The following is an 18,699-nucleotide window of genomic DNA, read 5'->3' as shown; positions in this document are numbered from 1 at the left end:
ACAGGAGACTGACCATGGAATACAGACAGCTTGGTGCATCCGGCCTTCGGGTGCCGGTTTTGAGTTTCGGCGCGGGAACGTTCGGCGGATCGGGACCGCTGTTCGGCGCCTGGGGCAATACCACGGGCGCCGAGGCCTCGCGGATGGTGGATATCGCGATCGAGGCGGGGGTGACGCTGTTCGATACCGCCGACGTCTATTCGGCGGGCGCGTCGGAGGAGGTGCTTGGCCATGCGATCAAGGGCAGGCGCGATCAGGTGTTGATCTCGACGAAGACCGCGCTTCCTGTTGGAGACGGACCCGGCGATTGGGGGACGTCGCGCGCAAGATTGTTGCGGGCGACGGATGCGGCGTTGAAGCGGCTCGGTACCGATTATATCGACCTGCTGCAGCTGCACGCCTTCGACGCTTCGACGCCGATCGAGGAGGTGCTGTCGACGCTGGAGCAGCTGATTGATGCCGGGAAGATCCGCTATATCGGCGTTTCCAATTTCTCAGGATGGCAGCTGATGAAATCGCTCGGCGTATCCGCTCAGCATGGCTATCCGCGCTATGTGGCGCATCAGGTCTATTACTCGCTGGCCGGCCGCGACTATGAGTGGGAGCTGATGCCGCTTGGCGCCGATCAGGGCGTCGGGGCGCTTGTGTGGAGCCCGCTTGCCTGGGGGCGGTTGACCGGGAAGATCAGGCGCGGGCAGCCTCTGCCCGAGGGAAGCCGGCTGCACCAGACGGCGGAATACGGGCCTCCCGTCGATGACGAGAAACTCTACGATATCGTCGATGCGCTCGACATCGTTGCCGAGGAAACCGGCAAGACCGTGCCGCAGATCGCGCTCAACTGGCTGATCGGACGCCCGACCGTGTCGAGCGTGATCATCGGCGCGCGCAACGAGGAGCAGCTACGACAGAACCTCGGTGCTGTCGGCTGGTCGCTATCGGAAGAGCAGGTCGAGCGGCTCGACAAGGCGAGCGCGGTCAGCGCGCCCTATCCTTATTTTCCGTATCAGCGGCAGGAGGGTTTTGCGCGATTGAACCCGCCACTCGTCTGAGCTCGGTGATGGCCGTACTGCTGCGGCTATTCTGCTACTAGACAGCCGCCATCTCTTGTCTCATACCAACGTGCCCTCGGGCAACGACGGTAAGGAGATCAAAGAGATGGCGCTCAAAGACGCAAAGGCCGGCGCACGCAACGAGGCGGGTATCGCCAGCGTTCTCGGCATCCTGAAACAGAGCTTCGGCGAGCGCTTCCAGACCGGCCAGTCGTTTCGCGAGCAGCATGCGCATACGACCACATACATTCCCTCGCAGCTGCCTGACGGCGTGCTCTTCGCCGAGAGCGCCGATGATGTGAAGGCGGTCGTGAAGGTCTGCGCAGAGCACAAGGTTCCTGTCATCGGGTTTGGTACCGGTTCGTCGCTGGAAGGGCAGGTCAATGCGCCCAACGGCGGCATTTCGATCGATTTCAGCCGGATGAACCGCGTGCTTCAGGTCAACATGGAAGACCTCGACTGCACCGTCGAGCCCGGCGTCACCCGCGAGGACCTCAACACTTACCTGCGCGACACCGGCCTGTTCTTCCCGATCGATCCGGGCGCCAACGCCTCGATCGGCGGCATGACGGCGACGCGTGCTTCTGGCACCAACGCGGTGCGCTACGGCACAATGAAGGACAACGTCCTTTCGGTGACCGCCATTACCGCCAATGGCGAGGAAATCCGCACGGCGCGGCGCGCTCGCAAATCCTCCGCCGGCTATGACCTGACGCGGCTCTTCGTCGGTTCCGAGGGTACGCTCGGCATCCTGACCTCGGTAACGCTGCGCCTGCAGGGCATTCCGCAGAAGATCGGCGGCGGCGTCTGTGCGTTTCCGACGGTGCGTGCCGCCTGCGACGCGGTGATCATGACGATCCAGATGGGTGTGCCGGTCGCGCGCATCGAGCTTCTCGACGCCCTGCAGATCCGCGCCTGCAACGCCTATTCGAAACTGAACTACGACGAGAAGCCGACGCTGTTCGTCGAATTCCACGGCACCGACGAAACGGTAGCGCTGCAGTCGGCGCAGTTCGGCGAGATCGCGGCGGAATGCGGGGGCGGTGAATTCGCCTGGACCGTCAACGCCGAGGAACGCAGCAAGCTCTGGAAAGCCCGCCATGACGCCTATTGGGCCTCGCGCGCGCTGGCGCCGGAGATGGCGGCGCTTTCGACCGACGTCTGCGTGCCAATCTCGCGTCTGGCCGATTGCATCGGCGAGACGCAGGCCGATATCGAGGAGCATGGTCTTCTGGCTATGATCGTCGGTCATGCCGGCGACGGGAATTTTCACGTGCTGCTCCTGTTCGATGACAAGACGGAGGAGGGGATCGCCGTTGCCGAGGGCTTCGTGTCGCGGCTCAACAAGCGGGCGCTTGCGATGGACGGCACCTGCACCGGCGAGCACGGGATCGGCCAGGGCAAGATGGCGTTTCTCGAAGAGGAACTTGGGGGCGCGGTCGATCTGATGCGTCAGGTCAAGCATGCGCTCGACCCGGATAACATCTTCAATCCGGGCAAGATTTTCCATTCTGCCTGAAAATCAACACTCTGTTTTGATCTTGGCTTGCTTGCGGCATGAATGCCGATAGGGATTAAGAACAGCGTAGCGAATCGGAGCGCCGCCGGGAAAGCGTGGGCGTAACAAGGAATTGCGCGGTTTGTTGCCTGAAAGCGGCTTCACACGCTTCGGGTTGATGATCTAGGGTCAAAACTCGATCGGGTATCCTGATCGAGTTTGGCCTTGTGTCCGCGGTGTAGCCCGAATGGAGAATGATTGACTTGGTAGGCCGGTTTCTCGTCGTACTGGGTGGTGTGGTTGTCGTGGCGCTGTTCGTGGCGCTGTTCGCGCCTATGTTCATCGATTGGACCGGCTTCCGACAGAATTTCGAGGATCAGGCCAGCCGTATCATCGGCAAGAAGGTCGTGGTCCACGGCGCGGTCGATGCACGCCTTTTGCCGTTTCCCTCGGTGACGATGCATGACGTGCGCGTCGGCCAGGAGCAGGACGGCTCGCCGATCGTGCAGGTCGAGCAGTTTTCCATGGATGCGGAACTGGCGCCGTTTCTCTCGGGCGAGGCGCTGATCTTCGACATGCGCGTGGTCAATCCCAAGGTCAAGCTGCGGCTCTTGAAGGACGGTACGCTCGACTGGACGCGCGGCAGCCAGCCGGAAATTCCCGCCAAGACCGTCGTTCTGGAGAACGTGCATGTCAGCGGCGGCGACGTTCAGTTCATCGACGATCAATCCGGCCGCACGCGGCTCGTGACCGGGATCAACGCCGAGATGTCGGCGAAATCGCTGGCCGGACCGTGGCGGATAGAGGGTGATGCGGCGCTCGACGGCGAGCACGGCAATTTCCTCATCTCCAGCAACCAGCTGGACGAAAACGGCGTTCTCAGGATGCGCACCCGGCTGCAGCCGGACAAGCATCCGGTGTCGGTCGATCTCGATGGCGAGCTGAAGCTCGTCGATCGCAAGCCCAATTACCAGGGCACGATGTCGGCGCAGATCGAGCGCACCGGGAAAAACCAGGCCAAGGGTAGCGACAAAAGCCAGCCGCCGCGGCTGAAGGGCAAGTTCGAGCTCACCAACGAGAGCATCCGCATCCCCGAATACCGCCTCGAGATCGGCGCGGTGGAAGACCCCTATGTGGTGACCGGCGAGGCGACGCTCGATACCGGCGTGAAGCCGCAATTCCTGCTCACGGCCGATGGCCAGCAGATCGACGTCAATCGCATCGGCAATCAGGGCTCCGGCGGCAAGACCTCGCGCGATCCGAGCCTTTCGGCCAAGCAGCGGCTGAACGCGCTGATCCAGATCGTCTCGCAGATCCCGGTGCCGCAGGTGCCCGGCAAGGCGAGTGTCAGGCTGCCGGCGATCGTGGCGGGTGATACCACCATTCGCGACGTGCAGCTCGATCTCGAGCCGGCCGGCAGCGGCTGGACGATCGACCACGCCTTCGGCACGCTGCCGGGGCGTACGCTGGTCGAGGGCAACGGTCAGCTGACGCTGCAGGGCCAGCCTTCTTTCAAGGGCGCGATCACCGTCGCCTCGAAGCAGCCGACGGGGCTTGCCTCGTGGCTCTCGGGCGATGTCGATCCGGCGATACGGTCGCTGCAGCAGGCCGGTTTCTCGGCGAATGTGAACCTCACGCACGAGCGGCAGACGTTCGACGATCTCGAGATTGCCGTCGGTCCGGCGACGCTGAAGGGCAGGCTCGACCGTCAGGTGGTGCCGAACCAGGCGCCGACGCTTGATGTCGCGCTATCAGGAGATGCGCTCGATCTCGATGCACTCCGAGCGCTGACCGGTCTGTTTACCGGGCAGGATGCGGGTAACAACGTTCTCGACCACAAGATCAAGGCGCAGCTCAAGGCCGACAAGTTCACGGCCTTTGGCGTCGAAGCGGGTGATGTCGAGACCAGCTTCACGATCGCCGACGGGGCGCTTGGGGTGGACAAGCTTTCGGTAAAGAACCTGGCGGGCGCGGAGTTCACGGCGACCGGCCGCGCCGAGGGCTCGCTGCTTGACTACAAGGGTTCGGGCGAAATCACCTTCAAGGCGGCCGATCCCGGTCCGTTCTTCACGATGCTGAAGCAGAAACTGCCGCAGCATCCCGTCATGGACCGGCTGGTGCGCAATGCGGCCTGGTACACGAACACGGCGCTGCGTGGGGCGGTGACGCTCGGTAGCGATCAGGACAACGGGCTCTCGGTGACGCTGGCTGGTGTCGCCAATGGCAGCCGCGTGAACCTCGATTACCGCATGTCCGACCTTCTGGCGCTGACCGGCAAGGGTACGACGAGCCTCGAGGCGACGCTTGAGAACAATGTGACCTCGGTGCTGTTCGGGCAGGCGGGGCTTGATCCGTTGCCTGTCGACGCGGATGCGAATGGCCGCATGACGCTGAAGGTGCAGGCGGAGGGGACCGATCCCGCCGATGCCAACCTGACATTCGCCACGGACCGCACCTCGTTTACCGCCGCCGGCAAGGTCGATATCCGGCCGCAGAGCTTCATGAACGGGCAGCTGGCGCTGTCGCTAGAGAGCGCCGACCTCGACCCTTATCTCGTCATGAACGGCATCGGCGTGCCGCAGATGGGCACCGGCCTGCCGTTCAAGCTGACGACGACGGCGGCGATCGATGGCGACAAGGTCGCCTTCGGCAACATTGCCGGCCATGCGGCGGACAATGAATTCACCGGCGCGATGACGCTTGATCGCAAGGCAGAGCGGACGACGGCCTCGGGCGATCTCGCCTTGACGAAGGCCGATGCCACCTGGCTTGGCGAGGCGGTCTACGGGCCGATGACGGATCCCGCGAACGGCAATCTGCTCGCGGCGCCGCTCGGTATACCCGTGTTCAAGGACATGGATGTCAACCTGAAGCTTAACGCCAAGCAGTTCTGGCTCGGCTGGTCGAACCCGATCACCGACTTCACCTCCAACGTCGCCTACAAGGGTGACGAGCTGCAGCTGAACGACATGAAGGGCAATTGGGACGGCGGCACTGTTGATGCCAATGTGAAGTTCACCAATGCCGATGGGACCGGCTTCCTGCAGACCAAGCTCGCGCTTGCCGATGCCGATCTCGGCGGCGTGGTGTGGCAGCGGGACGGCGGTTCGCCTGTGGCCAGCGGCAAGTTCGGGCTGGCGTTGTCGATGGAAGCATCGGGCAAGTCGATGAAGGATATCGCGAGCTCGCTCAACGGATCCGGCGAGATGAAGCTCGGCGATACCAGCGTGCGCGGGCTCAATCTCGGCATGCTGGCGCCGCTGCTTTCGGCGACCGACCCGATGCAGGATCAGCTGAACGCCGGCAAGGTTCACCCGATCGTCGAGACGCTGCTCAACAACGGCGAGGCGAAGCTGCCGGCGACGGCGGTACCGTTCAATGTCACCGACGGTGTGCTGAGGGTCCAGAACGTGACTGTCGCCACCGACCAGGCGACGCTGACGGGCAATGCGCAGATCGATCTGCCGCAGGAGCGTATCAACGCGTCGCTCGACATCAACCTCAATCCGATGGGTGAGGCGCTGACCGGCGCGGATCCTTCGATCCGGCTCGATTTCTCCGGCGTTCTCGGATCGCCGGGCCGGGTGATGGATGTCACCGATATCACCGGCTATTTGTCGCTGCGCGCCTTTGAGCGCGAGCGCCGGCGGGTCGAGAAGCTGCAGTCGAACGTTCTCGAACAGCAGAGGCTGCGCCGCGAGGTGTCGCTCGCCAAGTTCAACGATCAGGAGCGCGAGAAGGCCGCCGCCATCGAGGCGCAGCGCAAGGCGGAAGAGGAGCGGCTGAGGCTGCTTGCGACACAGCAGGCCGAGCGCGACCAGGCGGCAGCGGCCGCCAAGGCCGAGGCTGAAGCCAAGGCGCAGGCGGAAGCCGCCGCGAAGGCCAAGGCGGAAGCGGATGCCAAGGCCGCGGCCGAGGCGGCGCGCCGGGCGCAGGAGCAACTGATCACGCCGCCGCAGAACTCGCTGAACTTCAATACGGTGCCGGGTTTGCCGGGCGTGCAGGTTCCGCAATAGCGTCTTGCGCGGCTGGTGCCGGCTGTCGGTGACGTCTCAGCGCTTGCGGGCGCGGGCGACGACATCGTTGACGAAGGCGGCCTTGGCGGCGGTGTAGCCGTCACCGTCATATTCGAAGGCTTCAGCCAGCTTGAGCTTCAGCGCCTGATATTCGGCGGCGGCTTGCGGGTGGGTTCTCAGATAATCGCGAAACTGGATGCGCCGGTGGTGCGTGGCGTGGCCTTCGGGGCATAGATAGACCCGCTGCCTGCGCGTAGGAGTGCGCTTCATGAAGGCGAAGATGTCGGCGTCGTAGCGGTTGCCACGCGGCTCGTAACCGGCGGCTTCCATCAGCGGGCAGGCGTCGATGACGTCGGCTGCGGCCGGCATTATCACATCGATATCGATGAGCGGCTTGGCGGCCATGCCCGGGATCGAGGTGCTGCCGATGTGCTGGATATCGAGCACGCGATCGCCCAGCAGGGTTTTCAGGCGGGCGGCGATTTCGCGGAAGTGCGCCGGCCATGCCGCGTCATAGGGGACGATTTCAACGCGCTCCGGCATCCGCCGCTTCCCCGTTGTCGGGCTGGTTATCCTGTGGCGTGGCGCCTGCCGATTTCAGCCAGGCGAGCACGTGGAGACGCAACGCCGAGGAGAGGTTGCTGTCGGCGTCCCTGTTGTCGTCGATTTCGGAGATCAGGCCGGCGAGCGGGATGGCGCGGGCGGTGGCGATGGCGGTGAGTTCGGTCCAGAACTCGTCTTCCAGCGACAGGCTGGTGCGGTGGCCGTGGAGCGTGATCGAGTGCTTGCGGATCATTGTGCGTGGTGTTCGGAAAATGATTCCGCAAACGCACACAAGGGATTGATTGCGGAATCTTTTCCGCGGTCGCGCTCGGTCATTCGGCGTCGTCGTTCTTGTCGATGCGGCCTTGGTCGTGCGCGCGCTCGGCCTTGTCGTTCAAGGCCTTGGTGAGCTGCTTTTCCTGTTTGGTGCGGCCGAAGGAGATCCGGTTCTGCTCGGCCTGCTTCTCCTTGTCGGAGCGGGCCTGCTTCTTCTTGAACTGGCGGAGATTGACGATTTCGGCGCTCACGGCACACCTACAATATAAGAACAGGCGATATGAAAAAGGGAAGCGATTGCTTCCCTTTGGTTCTTACTGCTTCTTGCGGAAGGCGTCGAGAGAGACGACCGATCCGGCTTTCTTCTCGTCGCCGTCGGCGGGCTTTGCCGCCGCGTCTTCGGTCTTTTCCGCCTTTTCGGGGGCGACCGGGTAGGCGGTGATCTCGGCTTCCGGCAGTTCGTCGCTATCGGCGAGCGGCACGTCGAACTCGAGTTCGAAATTGACCGACGGATCGTAGAAGCCGCGGATGGCGTTGAAGGGGATGAAGAGCTTTTCCGGAACGTCGGAGAAGGAGAGGCCGATCTCGAAGCTCGATTCGGTGACCTTCATTTCCCAGAACTGGTGCTGGATGACGATGGTCATCTGCTCGGGATACTTGGACTTCAGGGCCTGCGAGATGCGAACACCGGGAGCGCCGGTCAGAAAGGTGATGAAAAAGTGATGCTCGCCCGGCAGGCGGCCGGTTGCCGCGACTTCCGACAATACCTTGCGGATGACGCCGCGAAGCGCGTCCTGTGCCAGAATGTCGTACCGGATATGATCCTGCCCCATGCTTTCCCTGTCTTTCTTTCGTCCGTACGTCTGTTCCAAGCCTATATGCCATGCTCAAGCGGCTTGGAAAAGCCCGCAGCCGAGTCATGCTTTCGCAAATCATACATGATTTGAGCTTGGGGGAGAAGGTGAAGGCTTCTGTTGCCAGGTGCCTTCGGACCCCGCCTTAAGGTGCGAACCTTCAGGACTTAATTTGAAGTGTCACACCGCGATTAAGCAGCGAGACGAGCTTCCGCATAGTTGTCGTTTGCAACTACAATTTTAGCCCGATAACGGCGGTACAATGCCGAGCAAAAAGACGATCTTTACACCCTTGTCGATCCTGTTTCGCCCCCATCAAAAGCCGGCCATCTCTTTGTAAGGCCGCCGGTTTTTGGTGGAGGCGCCGGGTACCGCCCCCGGGTCCAATAGGCTTATTACACCGCTCGTTTATCGCCATAGCCAATCCGAAGACTGGCAATGCTGATATAGTGTTTTCCTGAGCGCATGGGAAGAGCCATCGTCACAAAAGCATCGTGGTCTTTCAAGGAATCACCGGGAAAAACACGGGGGCGTGATTGGTTTTGCCGGTCGATGGGCTTAAATATGGAAAAAATGGAATCGGCGGCGGGCGATGAAGCAATATCTCGATCTCTTGAACCACGTGATGGAAACCGGAACCGACCGCGGCGACCGGACCGGAACCGGCACGCGTTCAGTGTTCGGCTACCAGATGCGCTTCGATCTGCAGGAAGGGTTTCCCGTCCTCACGACGAAGAAGCTGCATCTGCGCTCGATCATCCATGAGCTCCTGTGGTTCCTGAAGGGCGACACCAACATCGCCTATCTCAAGGAGCATGGTGTCTCGATCTGGGACGAGTGGGCCGACGAGAATGGCGATCTCGGCCCTGTCTATGGCGCGCAGTGGCGCTCCTGGCCGGCGCCCGATGGCGGGCATATCGACCAGATCGCCAATCTGGTTTCCGGCCTGATCAAGAACCCGAATTCGCGCCGCCATATCGTCTCGGCCTGGAACCCCGCCGAAGTCGACAACATGGCGCTGCCGCCGTGCCACTGCCTGTTCCAGTTCTATGTCGCCGATGGAAAGCTCTCGTGCCAACTCTATCAGCGTTCGGCGGACGTATTCTTGGGCGTGCCGTTCAATATTGCTTCGTATGCGCTGCTGACGATGATGATCGCGCAGGTGACGGGGCTGAAGCTCGGCGACTTCGTGCATACGCTCGGCGACACGCACATCTACCATAACCATTTCGAGCAGGCGAAGCTGCAGCTGACGCGCAAGCCGAAGCCGATGCCGTTCATGCGCATCAATCCCGACGTGAAAGACATTTTCGGCTTCAAGTTCGAGGATTTCGAGCTGGTCGGCTACGAGGCCGATGCCAGCATCAAGGCGCCGATCGCAGTCTGATTAAGGGGTCTCATGTCCGATATCCGCAAGACGATCGTGGTTGCCGCTGCGCGCAACGGCATCATCGGCCGTGACGGCGACATGCCGTGGCGGCTCTCGACCGATCTGAAGCGGTTCAAGGCGCTGACAACAGGCAAACCCGTGATCATGGGGCGCAAGACCTATGATTCGATCGGTCGCCCGCTGCCGGGACGGCCGAATGTTGTTATCTCTCGCTCGGCGGTTATCGATCATCCTGATGTCCGCACCGTCGGCTCGCTTGATGAAGCTGTCGCGCTGGCCGAGAGGCTGGCGATGGAAACTGGCACGGACGAGATCTGCATTATCGGCGGCGGGCAGATCTACGGGCAGGCGATCGATATCGCCGATCGTCTCTGCGTGACGCATGTGGAGACGGATGTGGATGGCGATACATCGTTTCCCGCGATCAACCCGGCCATCTGGCGTGTTGGCGAGACCCTCGACGTGCCAGCGGGCGAGAAGGACAGCTACGCCACCCGCTACGTCGTTTATGACAGGCGCTGAGCGGCGAAAAGAAACTATTTTCCAATAAACATTGCCAAGTTCCTCATGCTGCGTTGAAAGCCGATGCAGCGATACCTATAACGGTTTCGAACGCGAATATCCGTCGCCCCCGTGGGTTAAGCGATCGCAGAGTGTAACGAACAACGAGGTTTTGATGCCCTGGAGCAATCAGAATGGCGGCGGCGGCCCTTGGGGCGGCGGCGGCGGTGGAGGAAATAATCAGGGACCATGGGGGCAGGGGCCGAACCGTCCACGCGGCGGTGGTGGCGGCGGAAAGGGCGGACCGCCCGATCTGGAAGACATGATCCGTCGTGGTCAGGACCGGCTGCGCGGCGTCGTGCCCGGCGGGTTCAACACCGGCGTTCTCTTGATCGTCGCGGCTGTCATCGTGGCTTTCTGGCTTTTCCAGTGCATTTACATCGTCCAGCCGGACGAGCGTGGCGTGGAACTGCGTTTCGGTAATCCGAAGCAGGAAGTGGCCGCACCGGGCCTGCATTTCCACCTGTGGCCGATGGAAACGGTCGAAATCGTCAAGGTCACGGTTCAGCAGCAGAATATCGGCGCGACGTCGTCTTCTTCGTCGAACGGCCTGATGCTGTCTGGTGACCAGAACATCCTCAACGTTCAGTTCTCGGTGTTCTTCACCGTGACGGACCCGAAGGCCTACCTCTTCAACGTCGAGAACCCGGCAGAAACGCTGCAGCAGGTCGCCGAAAGCGCCATGCGCGAAGTCGTCGGCCGTCGTCCTGCACAGGACGCGTTCCGCGACAATCGTCAGCCGATCGAAACCGAAGTGGCCGCTATCGTGCAGGGCACCATGGATCGCTACAAGAGCGGTATCTCGATCAACGCGATCACCATCCAGGACGTAGCGCCGCCGCGTGAAGTCGCCGATGCCTTCGAAGAAGTGCAGCGTGCCGACCAGGACAAGCAGCGTCTCGTCGAAGAGGCAAACCAGTATGCCAACCAGAAGCTCGGTCAGGCCCGCGGTGACGCGGCGCAGATCCGCGAAGCGGCTGCCGCATACAAGGATCGCGTCGTGAAGGAAGCGGAAGGTGAGGCGCAGCGCTTTACGTCCGTCAACGACGAATACACGAAGGCTCCCGAAGTGACCCGCAAGCGTTTGTTCCTGGAAACCATGGAACAGGTGCTGAAGAACTCCAAGAAGGTCATCATCGACGAGAAGCAGGGGGTTGTGCCCTATCTGCCGCTCAACGAAATCGGCAAACCGGCGCAGCAGGGAGGTTGATCCATGACGTCGAATAAACTTCCCATCTTTCTCGTCGTCTTCGCCGTGGTGCTCATGGCGCTCTACTCGTCGATCTTCGTGGTCAACGCGCGCGAGCAGGCGATCGTCGTTCGCTTCGGTCAGATCCAGTCGGTGAAGACCGAGCCCGGCATCTACTTCAAGCTGCCGTTCACCTTCATGGATGCCGATCGCGTCCAGATCGTCGAGAAACAGGCGCTTCGCTTCGACCTCGACAACATCCGCGTGCAGGTTCGCGGCGGCGCGACATTCGATGTCGATGCCTTCGTGATCTACGATATCCGCGACGTTCGCCGTTTCCGCGAAACGGTATCGGGCGACCGCGAATCCGCCGAAGCACGTCTTCGCACGCAGCTCGATTCGTCGCTGCGCCGCGTCTACGGTCTGCGTGATTTCGATGCCGCTCTTTCCGAAGAGCGCGTGGCGATGATGCTCGAGGTGCGTGACGATCTGCACAAGGATGCCGAGGCGCTTGGTCTCAACATCCAGGACGTGCGCATTCGCCGTACGGATCTGACGCGCGAAGTCGCGCCGAAGACCTATGACCGCATGCGCGCCGAGCGTCTTGCCGAAGCTGAACTCCTGCGTGCGCAGGGTGGCGAAGAAGGCCAGCGCCGTCGCGCCATCGCCGACAGACAGGTTGTCGAAATCACCGCCGAAGCGCAGCGTGATTCCGAAATCCTACGCGGTGAAGGCGAAGCGGAACGCAGCAGGCTCTTCGCCGACGCGTTCAACAAGAACCCCGCGTTCTTCGAGTTCTACCGCTCGATGGCGGCCTACACCACGGCCATGTCCTCGCAGGACACGACGCTGGTGCTCTCGCCGGACACGGATTTCTTCCGCTACTTCAACAGCGCAACCGGCCAGCCCGGCCAGGTTCCTTCGGCGGCACCAAGCCTGCCTGCGGTTCCGGCCGCACCGGCGAACTGATCGCGATCATCGGAAGACCTATCGGGGCCGGCATCTTGCCGGCCCCTTTATTTTATGGGGATTTTGCCATCGCTCCGGGGCTTCACGGGCGGCCCACGCAGATTGCACGGGATTTCGCGAAAAGGTGATTTCACCCTCCATCATTACGCCTTATGCTCATGATCAGAGTGCGTTTTTGAGACACATGAGGATGCTTGATGGCCCCCACGATCCGCCCGACCTTCAGACGATCGCTCGCGCTTCTGGCCGGGGCAGCAATGCTGGCTAATGTCTGCTTTGCCGGGGTTGTTCATGCACAGGCCACGCCGCCGACCAACGGCCCGGCGTCGGTTGCCGATCTTGCCGAAGGGCTGCTTGACGCGGTCGTGAACATCTCGACATCGCAGAACGTCAAGGACGACGAGGGTGCCGGTCCGGCACCGCGCGCTCCCGATGGATCGCCGTTCCAGGAGTTCTTCAACGACTTCTTCAACAAGCAGAAGGGCAAGCCCGGCGGTAACCACAATGTCAGCTCGCTCGGCTCCGGCTTCGTCATCGATCCGCAGGGCTTCATCGTCACCAACAACCACGTCATCGAAGGCGCCGACGATATCGAGGTGAACTTCGCCGACGGCAGCAAGCTCAAGGCGAAGCTCATCGGCACCGACACCAAGACCGACCTCTCGGTCCTGAAGGTCGAGCCGAAGGCGCCGCTCAAGTTCGTCAAGTTCGGCGATTCCAGCGGCATGCGCATCGGCGACTGGGTGATGGCGATCGGCAACCCGTTCGGCTTCGGCGGTTCGGTCACCGTCGGCATCATCTCGGGGCGCGGACGCAACATCAATGCCGGCCCTTACGACAACTTCATCCAGACGGACGCGGCTATCAACAAGGGCAACTCCGGCGGCCCGCTCTTCAACATGAAGGGTGAGGTTATCGGGATCAACACGGCGATCATCTCGCCGAGCGGCGGCTCGATCGGCATCGGCTTCTCGGTACCGTCGGAACTTGCGGCCGGCGTCGTGCAGCAGCTGCGCGAATTCGGCGAGACGCGTCGCGGCTGGCTCGGCGTTCGCATCCAGCCTGTCACCGACGATGTGGCTGATAGCCTCGGCCTTTCGAGCGCCAGGGGCGCTCTGGTCGCTGGTGTCATCAAGGGCGGCCCTGTCGACGACGGCTCGATCAAGGCCGGCGACGTCATCCTGAAATTCGACGGCAAGGCCGTCAACGAAATGCGCGACCTGCCGCGCGTGGTGGCGGAAAGCCCCGTGGGCAAGGCGGTCGATGTCGTGGTGCTGCGCGATGGCAAGGAGCAGACCGTCAAGGTGACGCTCGGCCGTCTCGAAGACAGCGACCAGGCGGCGGCGGACAGCTCTGACAGCAACGGCGGCGTGATAAATCCTGACCCGCAGGAAAATCAGGACATGGACCAGCCTGACAGCGATCAGGCCCAGCCGATGCCCGACGGCAAGGGCAAGTCCGCGCAGCCGGCGCCTGAGGTCGGCGATGCGAAGGATGTGCTCGGCCTGTCGCTATCGGCGCTCAATGCGGATAATCGCAAGAGCTTCGGGATCGCCGAGAGCGTCGACGGCGTTCTCGTCTCCGAGGTCAAGCCGGGCTCGCTGGCGGCCGAAAAGGGGTTGAAGGCCGGCGACGTGATCGTCGAAGTGGCCCAGGAATTCATGCGTTCACCAGATACCGTCGTCGCCAAGGTGCAGTCGCTGAAGCAGGAAGGCCGCCGCAACGCGCAGATGATGATCGCATCGGCGAATGGCGACCTGCGGTTTGTCGCCGTGCCGATGGAGTAGGGCGGGGCGTCAGCTCCTGCGCTTATTTCGTTTTGGTCGCCGCGTATTGCTGGACCTTGCGATGATGAGTGCCTGGTCGGGCCAGCGCCCAACGCTCGTCAGTGATCTCAGGGATGTCGCTTGTGTCGATCGCCGCGTCGGCAAGCGTGTCCAGAGCGGCGAGTTCCGCCTGCTGCAAATGAGTGAGCGATCGGTTGCTTGTGGTGCTTGATGTCATAAGGTTTCGCCTTCACGGCGCGAACAGTGCGGACATCTTTCCGCAGTAGAGCACTTATCTTACAGCAAAGCACTTCGGCCCCACAACCCGCGACCGGCTGGTCGATCGGGCTGCGGGGCCTTGGATAATTGTCACACCGTCACGAAATCCGTCTTGCGGTAGCCCTGGATGTAGAGAAGCGCACTGAGGTCGGCGTGGTTGATCTGGATCTTCGCTTCGGCAGCGACGGCGGGTTTGGCGTGGAGGGCGACGCCGGCGCCGGCGAGGTGCAGCATGCCGAGATCGTTGGCGCCGTCGCCGACTGCCATTGCCTCTTCAGGGGAGATGCCGAGTTTCTTCGAGATATCCTCGAGCGCATCGACCTTTGCCTGCTTGCCGAGGATCGGTTCGGCGACGAAGCCGGTGAGGTGGCCGTTTTCCTCGAGAAGGATATTGGCGCGGTTTTCGTCGAAGCCGAGGGTGGCGGCGATGCGGCTGGTGAAGACGGTGAAGCCGCCGGAGACCAGCGCCGTATAATAGCCCTTCGCCTTCATCGTCGCGATGAGTTCCATGCCGCCCGGCGTCAACGTGATGCGCTTGGCGATCACGTCGTCGACGACTGAGATCGGCAAGCCCTTCAGCAGCGCCACGCGCTCGCGCAAAGCGGGCTCGAAGGCGATCTCGCCGTTCATGGCGCGGGCGGTGATCGCGGCCACCTTGTCCTTGAGGCCGACTTCGGCCGCCAGTTCGTCGATGCATTCCTGGCCGATCATGGTCGAATCCATGTCGGCGATCAAAAGCTTCTTGCGGCGCGTGTCCTGATCCTGGATGACGAGATCGATCGGGGCACCGGCGATGACGGATGTGATCGCGGCGTGCGCGGCTTTTGCATCGGTGCCGTCGCGCAGCGCGATATCGCAGGCTACTCCGTCGGCCAGCCAGTAAAGGCCGGATGCCTTTGCGGCGTCCGCGGCCTTCTCGGCGATGGCGGCTGTCAGAACAGGATTTGACGGATTGGCAACAAGCGTGGCAACGAGAGCCATGATGGAAAACCTTCTGAACGCAATGGACGCGATCCTGATAACCGGGCCGACGGCCAGCGGCAAGTCCGCGCTGGCCGTCGAACTCGCGAAACGTCACGATGGCGTCGTGATCAATGCAGACAGCATGCAGGTCTATGACACGCTGCGGGTGCTGACGGCGCGGCCGTCGGACGAGGATATGCAGAGCGTGCCGCATTATCTCTACGGCCACGTGCCTGCCGCGACGGCCTATTCGACCGGCGCGTGGTTGCGCGACGTGACGGCGCTGTTGCCGCAACTGCGGGCGGAGGGGCGTCTGCCTGTCTTCGTCGGCGGGACGGGGCTCTATTTCAAGGCGCTGACCGGTGGGCTCTCCGACATGCCCGCGATCCCCGAGGAGATCCGCACGCGGCTCAGGCAGCGGCTGATCGACGAAGGGGGTGCGGTGCTGCATGCGGAGCTTGCGGCGCGTGACGCCGATGTAGCGGAGGCGCTCAATCCGCAGGATGGTCAGCGGATTGTCCGGGCGCTCGAGGTGCTGGAGGCGACGGGGCGGTCGATCGCCGAGCTGCAGGGGCGGTCCGGTCCTGTTGTGATCGATCCGGACAGGGCGCGAAAGATCGTGGTGCTGCCGGAGCGCGCTGTGCTGCATGACCGTATCAACCGGCGTTTCGAGCTTATGCTGGCCGAGGGCGCGGCGGACGAGGTGAGGGCGCTCCTGGCGCTGTCGCCGGCGCCTGAGATGCCTGTCATGAAGGCCATCGGCGTGTCGCAGATCGCCGCCATGCTCGATGGCACGATGTCGCGCGAGGATGTGCTGGAAAAAGGCGCGGCCGCCACGCGGCAATATGCCAAGCGGCAGATGACGTGGTTTCGCAACCAGATGGATGATAGCTGGGAGCGGCATGCACCTTGATGGAATGATGGGCGCAAGTTTCGCGCCAGGGTTGCTATCTAAGCAGTCATGAGGATCAACTGCGGGACCTCATGAACAACTTTCTCTTCAAGGCGCTTGCGTCGATCAACGCGATTCTCGCAGTCATCATTCTTGCCGGCTCGACAATTTCCGCCGGTGCTGCGGCGGCGGCTCAGGGCGGGCCGGGAATGTTCGTCATCGGTGCGCTTTTCGGTGCGATCGGCGGGATCGTTGCGGCATCGCTGGTCTGCGGAACGATTGCCTTTCTGACGCTGGTCGAGCGGCATCTCAGCGTGCTTGCCGCTGCAGCCAAATCGGGCAACGCGTAAGACCTTAATCCTTGTCGTAAAGGCTGCTCAGCGGCTTCTTCAGGATGCTTTCGCGCAGCGATACGCCGGGTTCGCGACGAATGCTTGTCGGCTGCGCTTGCGGGTCGGCGGGACGCGGGGTCGGATTTTGTTCGCCGCGCATTTCGCGTCTCAGCGCTTCCAAGCGGCTGTCGATCGAGGTGTCGGCTGCGACGCCGAAGGATTCGCGCGATGATCTTGGCGGTGCCGCCGGTTCGCGCGATACCGGGGCTGTCGGCAGCATGTCGCGGCGGTAGGGCTCGATCGGCGCGAGCGGCGGGGTGATTGGGATCGGCGCCGGGATGATCGGAGGGTAGACGTCGGCCGCGAAGACCTGGTCGTAGTCCGCGTCTTCTTCTTCCCCGAGGTCGAGGCCGGCGTTCTTGACACTTTGCTGGAAGGCGGAGATGTCGGGGCCGCTCACCGCGCGCATGCGGGTGACGATCTTGCGCAGGTCGACGTTATCTGGATCTTCCTCGGTGAATTTCGGCGTTGCGCCGTTGGCCTTCGGCAGCAGGTCTTCGCTGACGCGGGAGAAGCGCATGCGCATCGGCACGCTGATCGCCTCGCCGAAGGCAATCGCTTCGCCGTTGCCGATCGAGGAGATGAAGCTTGTCGTCGAGATCGACGAGTTCGGGATGGCGGAGCGAATGATTTCCTGGTCGCGGTCGTTGGCAAGACGCATGGCAAACAGCGTCGAGCACTGCGACAGGATGGTCTGGTCGAGTTCGCCGGGGCGCTGCGTGATGATGCCGAGCGAGACGCCGTACTTGCGGCCTTCCTTGGCGATGCGGGCAATCGCTTGGCGCGTCGGGAAAAAGCCGAGCGAGGGGTCCGACGGAATGTAGCGGTGCGCTTCTTCGCAGACGACGAGCATATGGATGGCGCCATCGCTCCACAGCGCGATTTCGAATGCCATGCGGCACAGCACCGACGCCACGGAATTCACGACCTCGGATGGGATGCCCGAGAGCTGGAAGGTGCAGATCGGCTTGTTGTCGCCGGGCACGCGGAAGATCTCGGCCACCGTCTCCATGATCGTGTCCGAGATCGTGTTGTTGGAGAACATGAAGTGGTAGCGCGGGTCGTTGATCGCGGCGATGATGCGCATCTTCAACGACCGCAGGAACGGCTTTTCGCCGCGCCCTTCCAGGCGACCGATGCGCTCGTCGATCAGTGCCAGCAGATCGGCCATCCGATAGGGAACCGGGGTGTCGGCGGTGATCGAGCTTTTCTCGGTGGTGCGGCGGACCAGCGAGTTGTCGCTGCCGCGGAAGGCGCGCTTGGCTTCCGGCAGGATGTCGCGCAGCATGTCGAGCTCTTCCGGCACCGGCGTGCGGCCGCGGAACACCACTTCGGCGAATTCTTCCAGGCGCATCAGCCAGAAGGGCAGGTCGAGCGTGTCTGTATCGACGACGACGGAGTGCTTGGGGAAGGCGGCGGCGAATTCGTTGTGCGGATCAAGGATCAGGACGCGCAGCTTCGGGTCAGCCTCGATCGCCTTGTGAAGCAGCAGCGACACGGCGGTCGACTTGCCGACGCCGGTGGAGCCGACAATGGCGAAGTGTTTCGACAGCATGGAGGGGACGTGGATCGACGCATCGATGCTATCGTCCTGCGTCAGCTTGCCGATGACGGCGGTGGTTCCCGTACCGGCGTCATAGATGCGCATCAGGTCGGCGGAGCGGATGCGGTGGGCGACGGCGCCGAGATAGGGGTAGCGCGAGATGCCGGTGGAGAATTGCTCCGTGCCGTCCTCGTCGACACGGACTTCGCCGAGCAGCTCTGTCTCGATCTTGAAATAGTTGTCCTCGCCTTCGCCCCAGGCATGCGTACCGGTGTTCATGGAATAGACGAGCGCCACGACGCGGTTGCGGCCGACGGTGATCGAGATCAGGCGTCCTACGGACCAGAGTTCGGTGAGGTCGGTGCCGCCTGCTTCGGCGACGGCTGCGATGGTGGCGCGGGACCCGCTGCACGCGACAACGCGGCCGAGGAAACGGTTTCCCGGCGCTAGTACATCGCGGCGGTCATGCTCGCCCGCGCTGCCTGACGTCTGCAAGTCGTTGTTCTGCAAAGGGCTACT

General features: G+C 62.6%; 17 protein-coding genes and 1 other RNA gene. 10 read left to right on the top strand and 8 right to left on the bottom strand.

The genetic code is table 11. From position 1 onward, the window contains the following. The first annotated feature begins 14 nt into the window (after positions 1-14). The 3 genes from QTL96_RS03975 to QTL96_RS03965 all read left to right on the top strand — a co-directional run bounded on the left by QTL96_RS03975 (position 15) and on the right by QTL96_RS03965 (position 6,563). Complete coding sequence (locus QTL96_RS03975) at positions 15-1,049, top strand: aldo/keto reductase (protein WP_289726768.1); 1,035 nt, start codon at positions 15-17, stop codon at positions 1,047-1,049. A 106-nt stretch (positions 1,050-1,155) separates the two neighbouring features. Then, positions 1,156-2,568, top strand: a complete 1,413-nt coding sequence (locus tag QTL96_RS03970; protein WP_289726767.1) for an FAD-linked oxidase C-terminal domain-containing protein — start codon at positions 1,156-1,158, stop codon at positions 2,566-2,568. A gap of 242 nt (positions 2,569-2,810) precedes the next feature. Beyond that, the gene (locus tag QTL96_RS03965; RefSeq protein ID WP_289727166.1) at positions 2,811-6,563 is read left to right on the top strand and encodes an AsmA-like C-terminal region-containing protein; all 3,753 of its coding nucleotides are present in this window, start codon (positions 2,811-2,813) and stop codon (positions 6,561-6,563) included. A 36-nt stretch (positions 6,564-6,599) separates the two neighbouring features. Here QTL96_RS03965 and QTL96_RS03960 read toward each other — a convergent pair whose 3' ends face one another. The 5 genes from QTL96_RS03960 to ssrA all read right to left on the bottom strand — a co-directional run bounded on the left by QTL96_RS03960 (position 6,600) and on the right by ssrA (position 8,712). Further along, complete coding sequence (locus QTL96_RS03960) at positions 6,600-7,106, bottom strand: GrpB family protein (protein WP_289726766.1); 507 nt, start codon at positions 7,104-7,106, stop codon at positions 6,600-6,602. Continuing rightward, positions 7,090-7,359, bottom strand: a complete 270-nt coding sequence (locus QTL96_RS03955) for a ribbon-helix-helix domain-containing protein (protein ID WP_289726765.1) — start codon at positions 7,357-7,359, stop codon at positions 7,090-7,092. The genes QTL96_RS03960 and QTL96_RS03955 overlap by 17 nt, the downstream gene beginning before the upstream one ends. A 79-nt stretch (positions 7,360-7,438) precedes the next feature. Continuing rightward, complete coding sequence (locus tag QTL96_RS03950; protein ID WP_018900293.1) at positions 7,439-7,633, bottom strand: DUF4169 family protein; 195 nt, start codon at positions 7,631-7,633, stop codon at positions 7,439-7,441. Between the two features lie 63 nt (positions 7,634-7,696). Further along, positions 7,697-8,215, bottom strand: a complete 519-nt coding sequence (locus QTL96_RS03945; RefSeq protein ID WP_018900294.1) for an SspB family protein — start codon at positions 8,213-8,215, stop codon at positions 7,697-7,699. Between the two features lie 127 nt (positions 8,216-8,342). Continuing rightward, positions 8,343-8,712: a transfer-messenger RNA gene (gene ssrA / locus QTL96_RS03940) on the bottom strand. 116 nt (positions 8,713-8,828) lie between these two features. Here ssrA and QTL96_RS03935 point away from each other — a divergent pair. The 5 genes from QTL96_RS03935 to QTL96_RS03915 all read left to right on the top strand — a co-directional run bounded on the left by QTL96_RS03935 (position 8,829) and on the right by QTL96_RS03915 (position 14,132). Then, positions 8,829-9,623: a thymidylate synthase gene (locus tag QTL96_RS03935; RefSeq protein ID WP_289726764.1), complete on the top strand. Its 795-nt coding sequence runs from the start codon at positions 8,829-8,831 to the stop codon at positions 9,621-9,623. Between the two features lie 12 nt (positions 9,624-9,635). Next, a complete protein-coding gene (locus QTL96_RS03930) occupies positions 9,636-10,148 on the top strand; it encodes a dihydrofolate reductase (protein WP_289726763.1) in 513 nt (170 codons plus the stop codon). A gap of 154 nt (positions 10,149-10,302) precedes the next feature. Further along, the gene (gene hflK / locus QTL96_RS03925; RefSeq protein WP_112941793.1) at positions 10,303-11,397 is read left to right on the top strand and encodes an FtsH protease activity modulator HflK; all 1,095 of its coding nucleotides are present in this window, start codon (positions 10,303-10,305) and stop codon (positions 11,395-11,397) included. 3 nt (positions 11,398-11,400) lie between these two features. Continuing rightward, a complete protein-coding gene (locus QTL96_RS03920; protein WP_113236510.1) occupies positions 11,401-12,345 on the top strand; it encodes a protease modulator HflC in 945 nt (314 codons plus the stop codon). A 197-nt stretch (positions 12,346-12,542) separates the two neighbouring features. Then, on the top strand, positions 12,543-14,132 hold the full coding sequence (locus tag QTL96_RS03915; RefSeq protein ID WP_289726762.1) for a DegQ family serine endoprotease: 1,590 nt from the start codon (positions 12,543-12,545) through the stop codon (positions 14,130-14,132). Positions 14,133-14,154: 22 nt separating this feature from the next. Here QTL96_RS03915 and QTL96_RS03910 read toward each other — a convergent pair whose 3' ends face one another. Continuing rightward, positions 14,155-14,349: a hypothetical protein gene (locus QTL96_RS03910; protein ID WP_289726761.1), complete on the bottom strand. Its 195-nt coding sequence runs from the start codon at positions 14,347-14,349 to the stop codon at positions 14,155-14,157. A 131-nt stretch (positions 14,350-14,480) separates the two neighbouring features. Then, positions 14,481-15,371 carry a phosphoserine phosphatase SerB gene (serB, locus tag QTL96_RS03905; protein WP_289726760.1) on the bottom strand — a complete coding sequence of 297 codons (891 nt, stop codon included), beginning with the start codon at positions 15,369-15,371 and terminating at the stop codon, positions 14,481-14,483. Between serB and miaA the strand changes: the two genes are divergently transcribed. Both miaA and QTL96_RS03895 read left to right on the top strand, forming a co-directional pair. After that, positions 15,370-16,266, top strand: a complete 897-nt coding sequence (gene miaA / locus QTL96_RS03900; protein ID WP_289727165.1) for a tRNA (adenosine(37)-N6)-dimethylallyltransferase MiaA — start codon at positions 15,370-15,372, stop codon at positions 16,264-16,266. The two genes, serB and miaA, sit on opposite strands and share 2 nt — an antisense overlap. 71 nt (positions 16,267-16,337) lie before the next feature. Then, the gene (locus tag QTL96_RS03895) at positions 16,338-16,595 is read left to right on the top strand and encodes a hypothetical protein (RefSeq protein WP_112941788.1); all 258 of its coding nucleotides are present in this window, start codon (positions 16,338-16,340) and stop codon (positions 16,593-16,595) included. 4 nt (positions 16,596-16,599) lie between these two features. On the opposite strand, the gene QTL96_RS03890 is transcribed toward QTL96_RS03895, so the two are convergent. Next, a complete protein-coding gene (locus QTL96_RS03890) occupies positions 16,600-18,690 on the bottom strand; it encodes a DUF87 domain-containing protein (protein ID WP_289726759.1) in 2,091 nt (696 codons plus the stop codon). Between the last annotated feature and the right edge of the window lie 9 nt (positions 18,691-18,699).

The organism is Rhizobium sp. S163, from assembly GCF_030380805.1.
In the GTDB taxonomy this organism is placed as follows: domain Bacteria; phylum Pseudomonadota; class Alphaproteobacteria; order Rhizobiales; family Rhizobiaceae; genus Rhizobium.
This window is presented reverse-complemented; position numbering and strand designations above follow the sequence as displayed.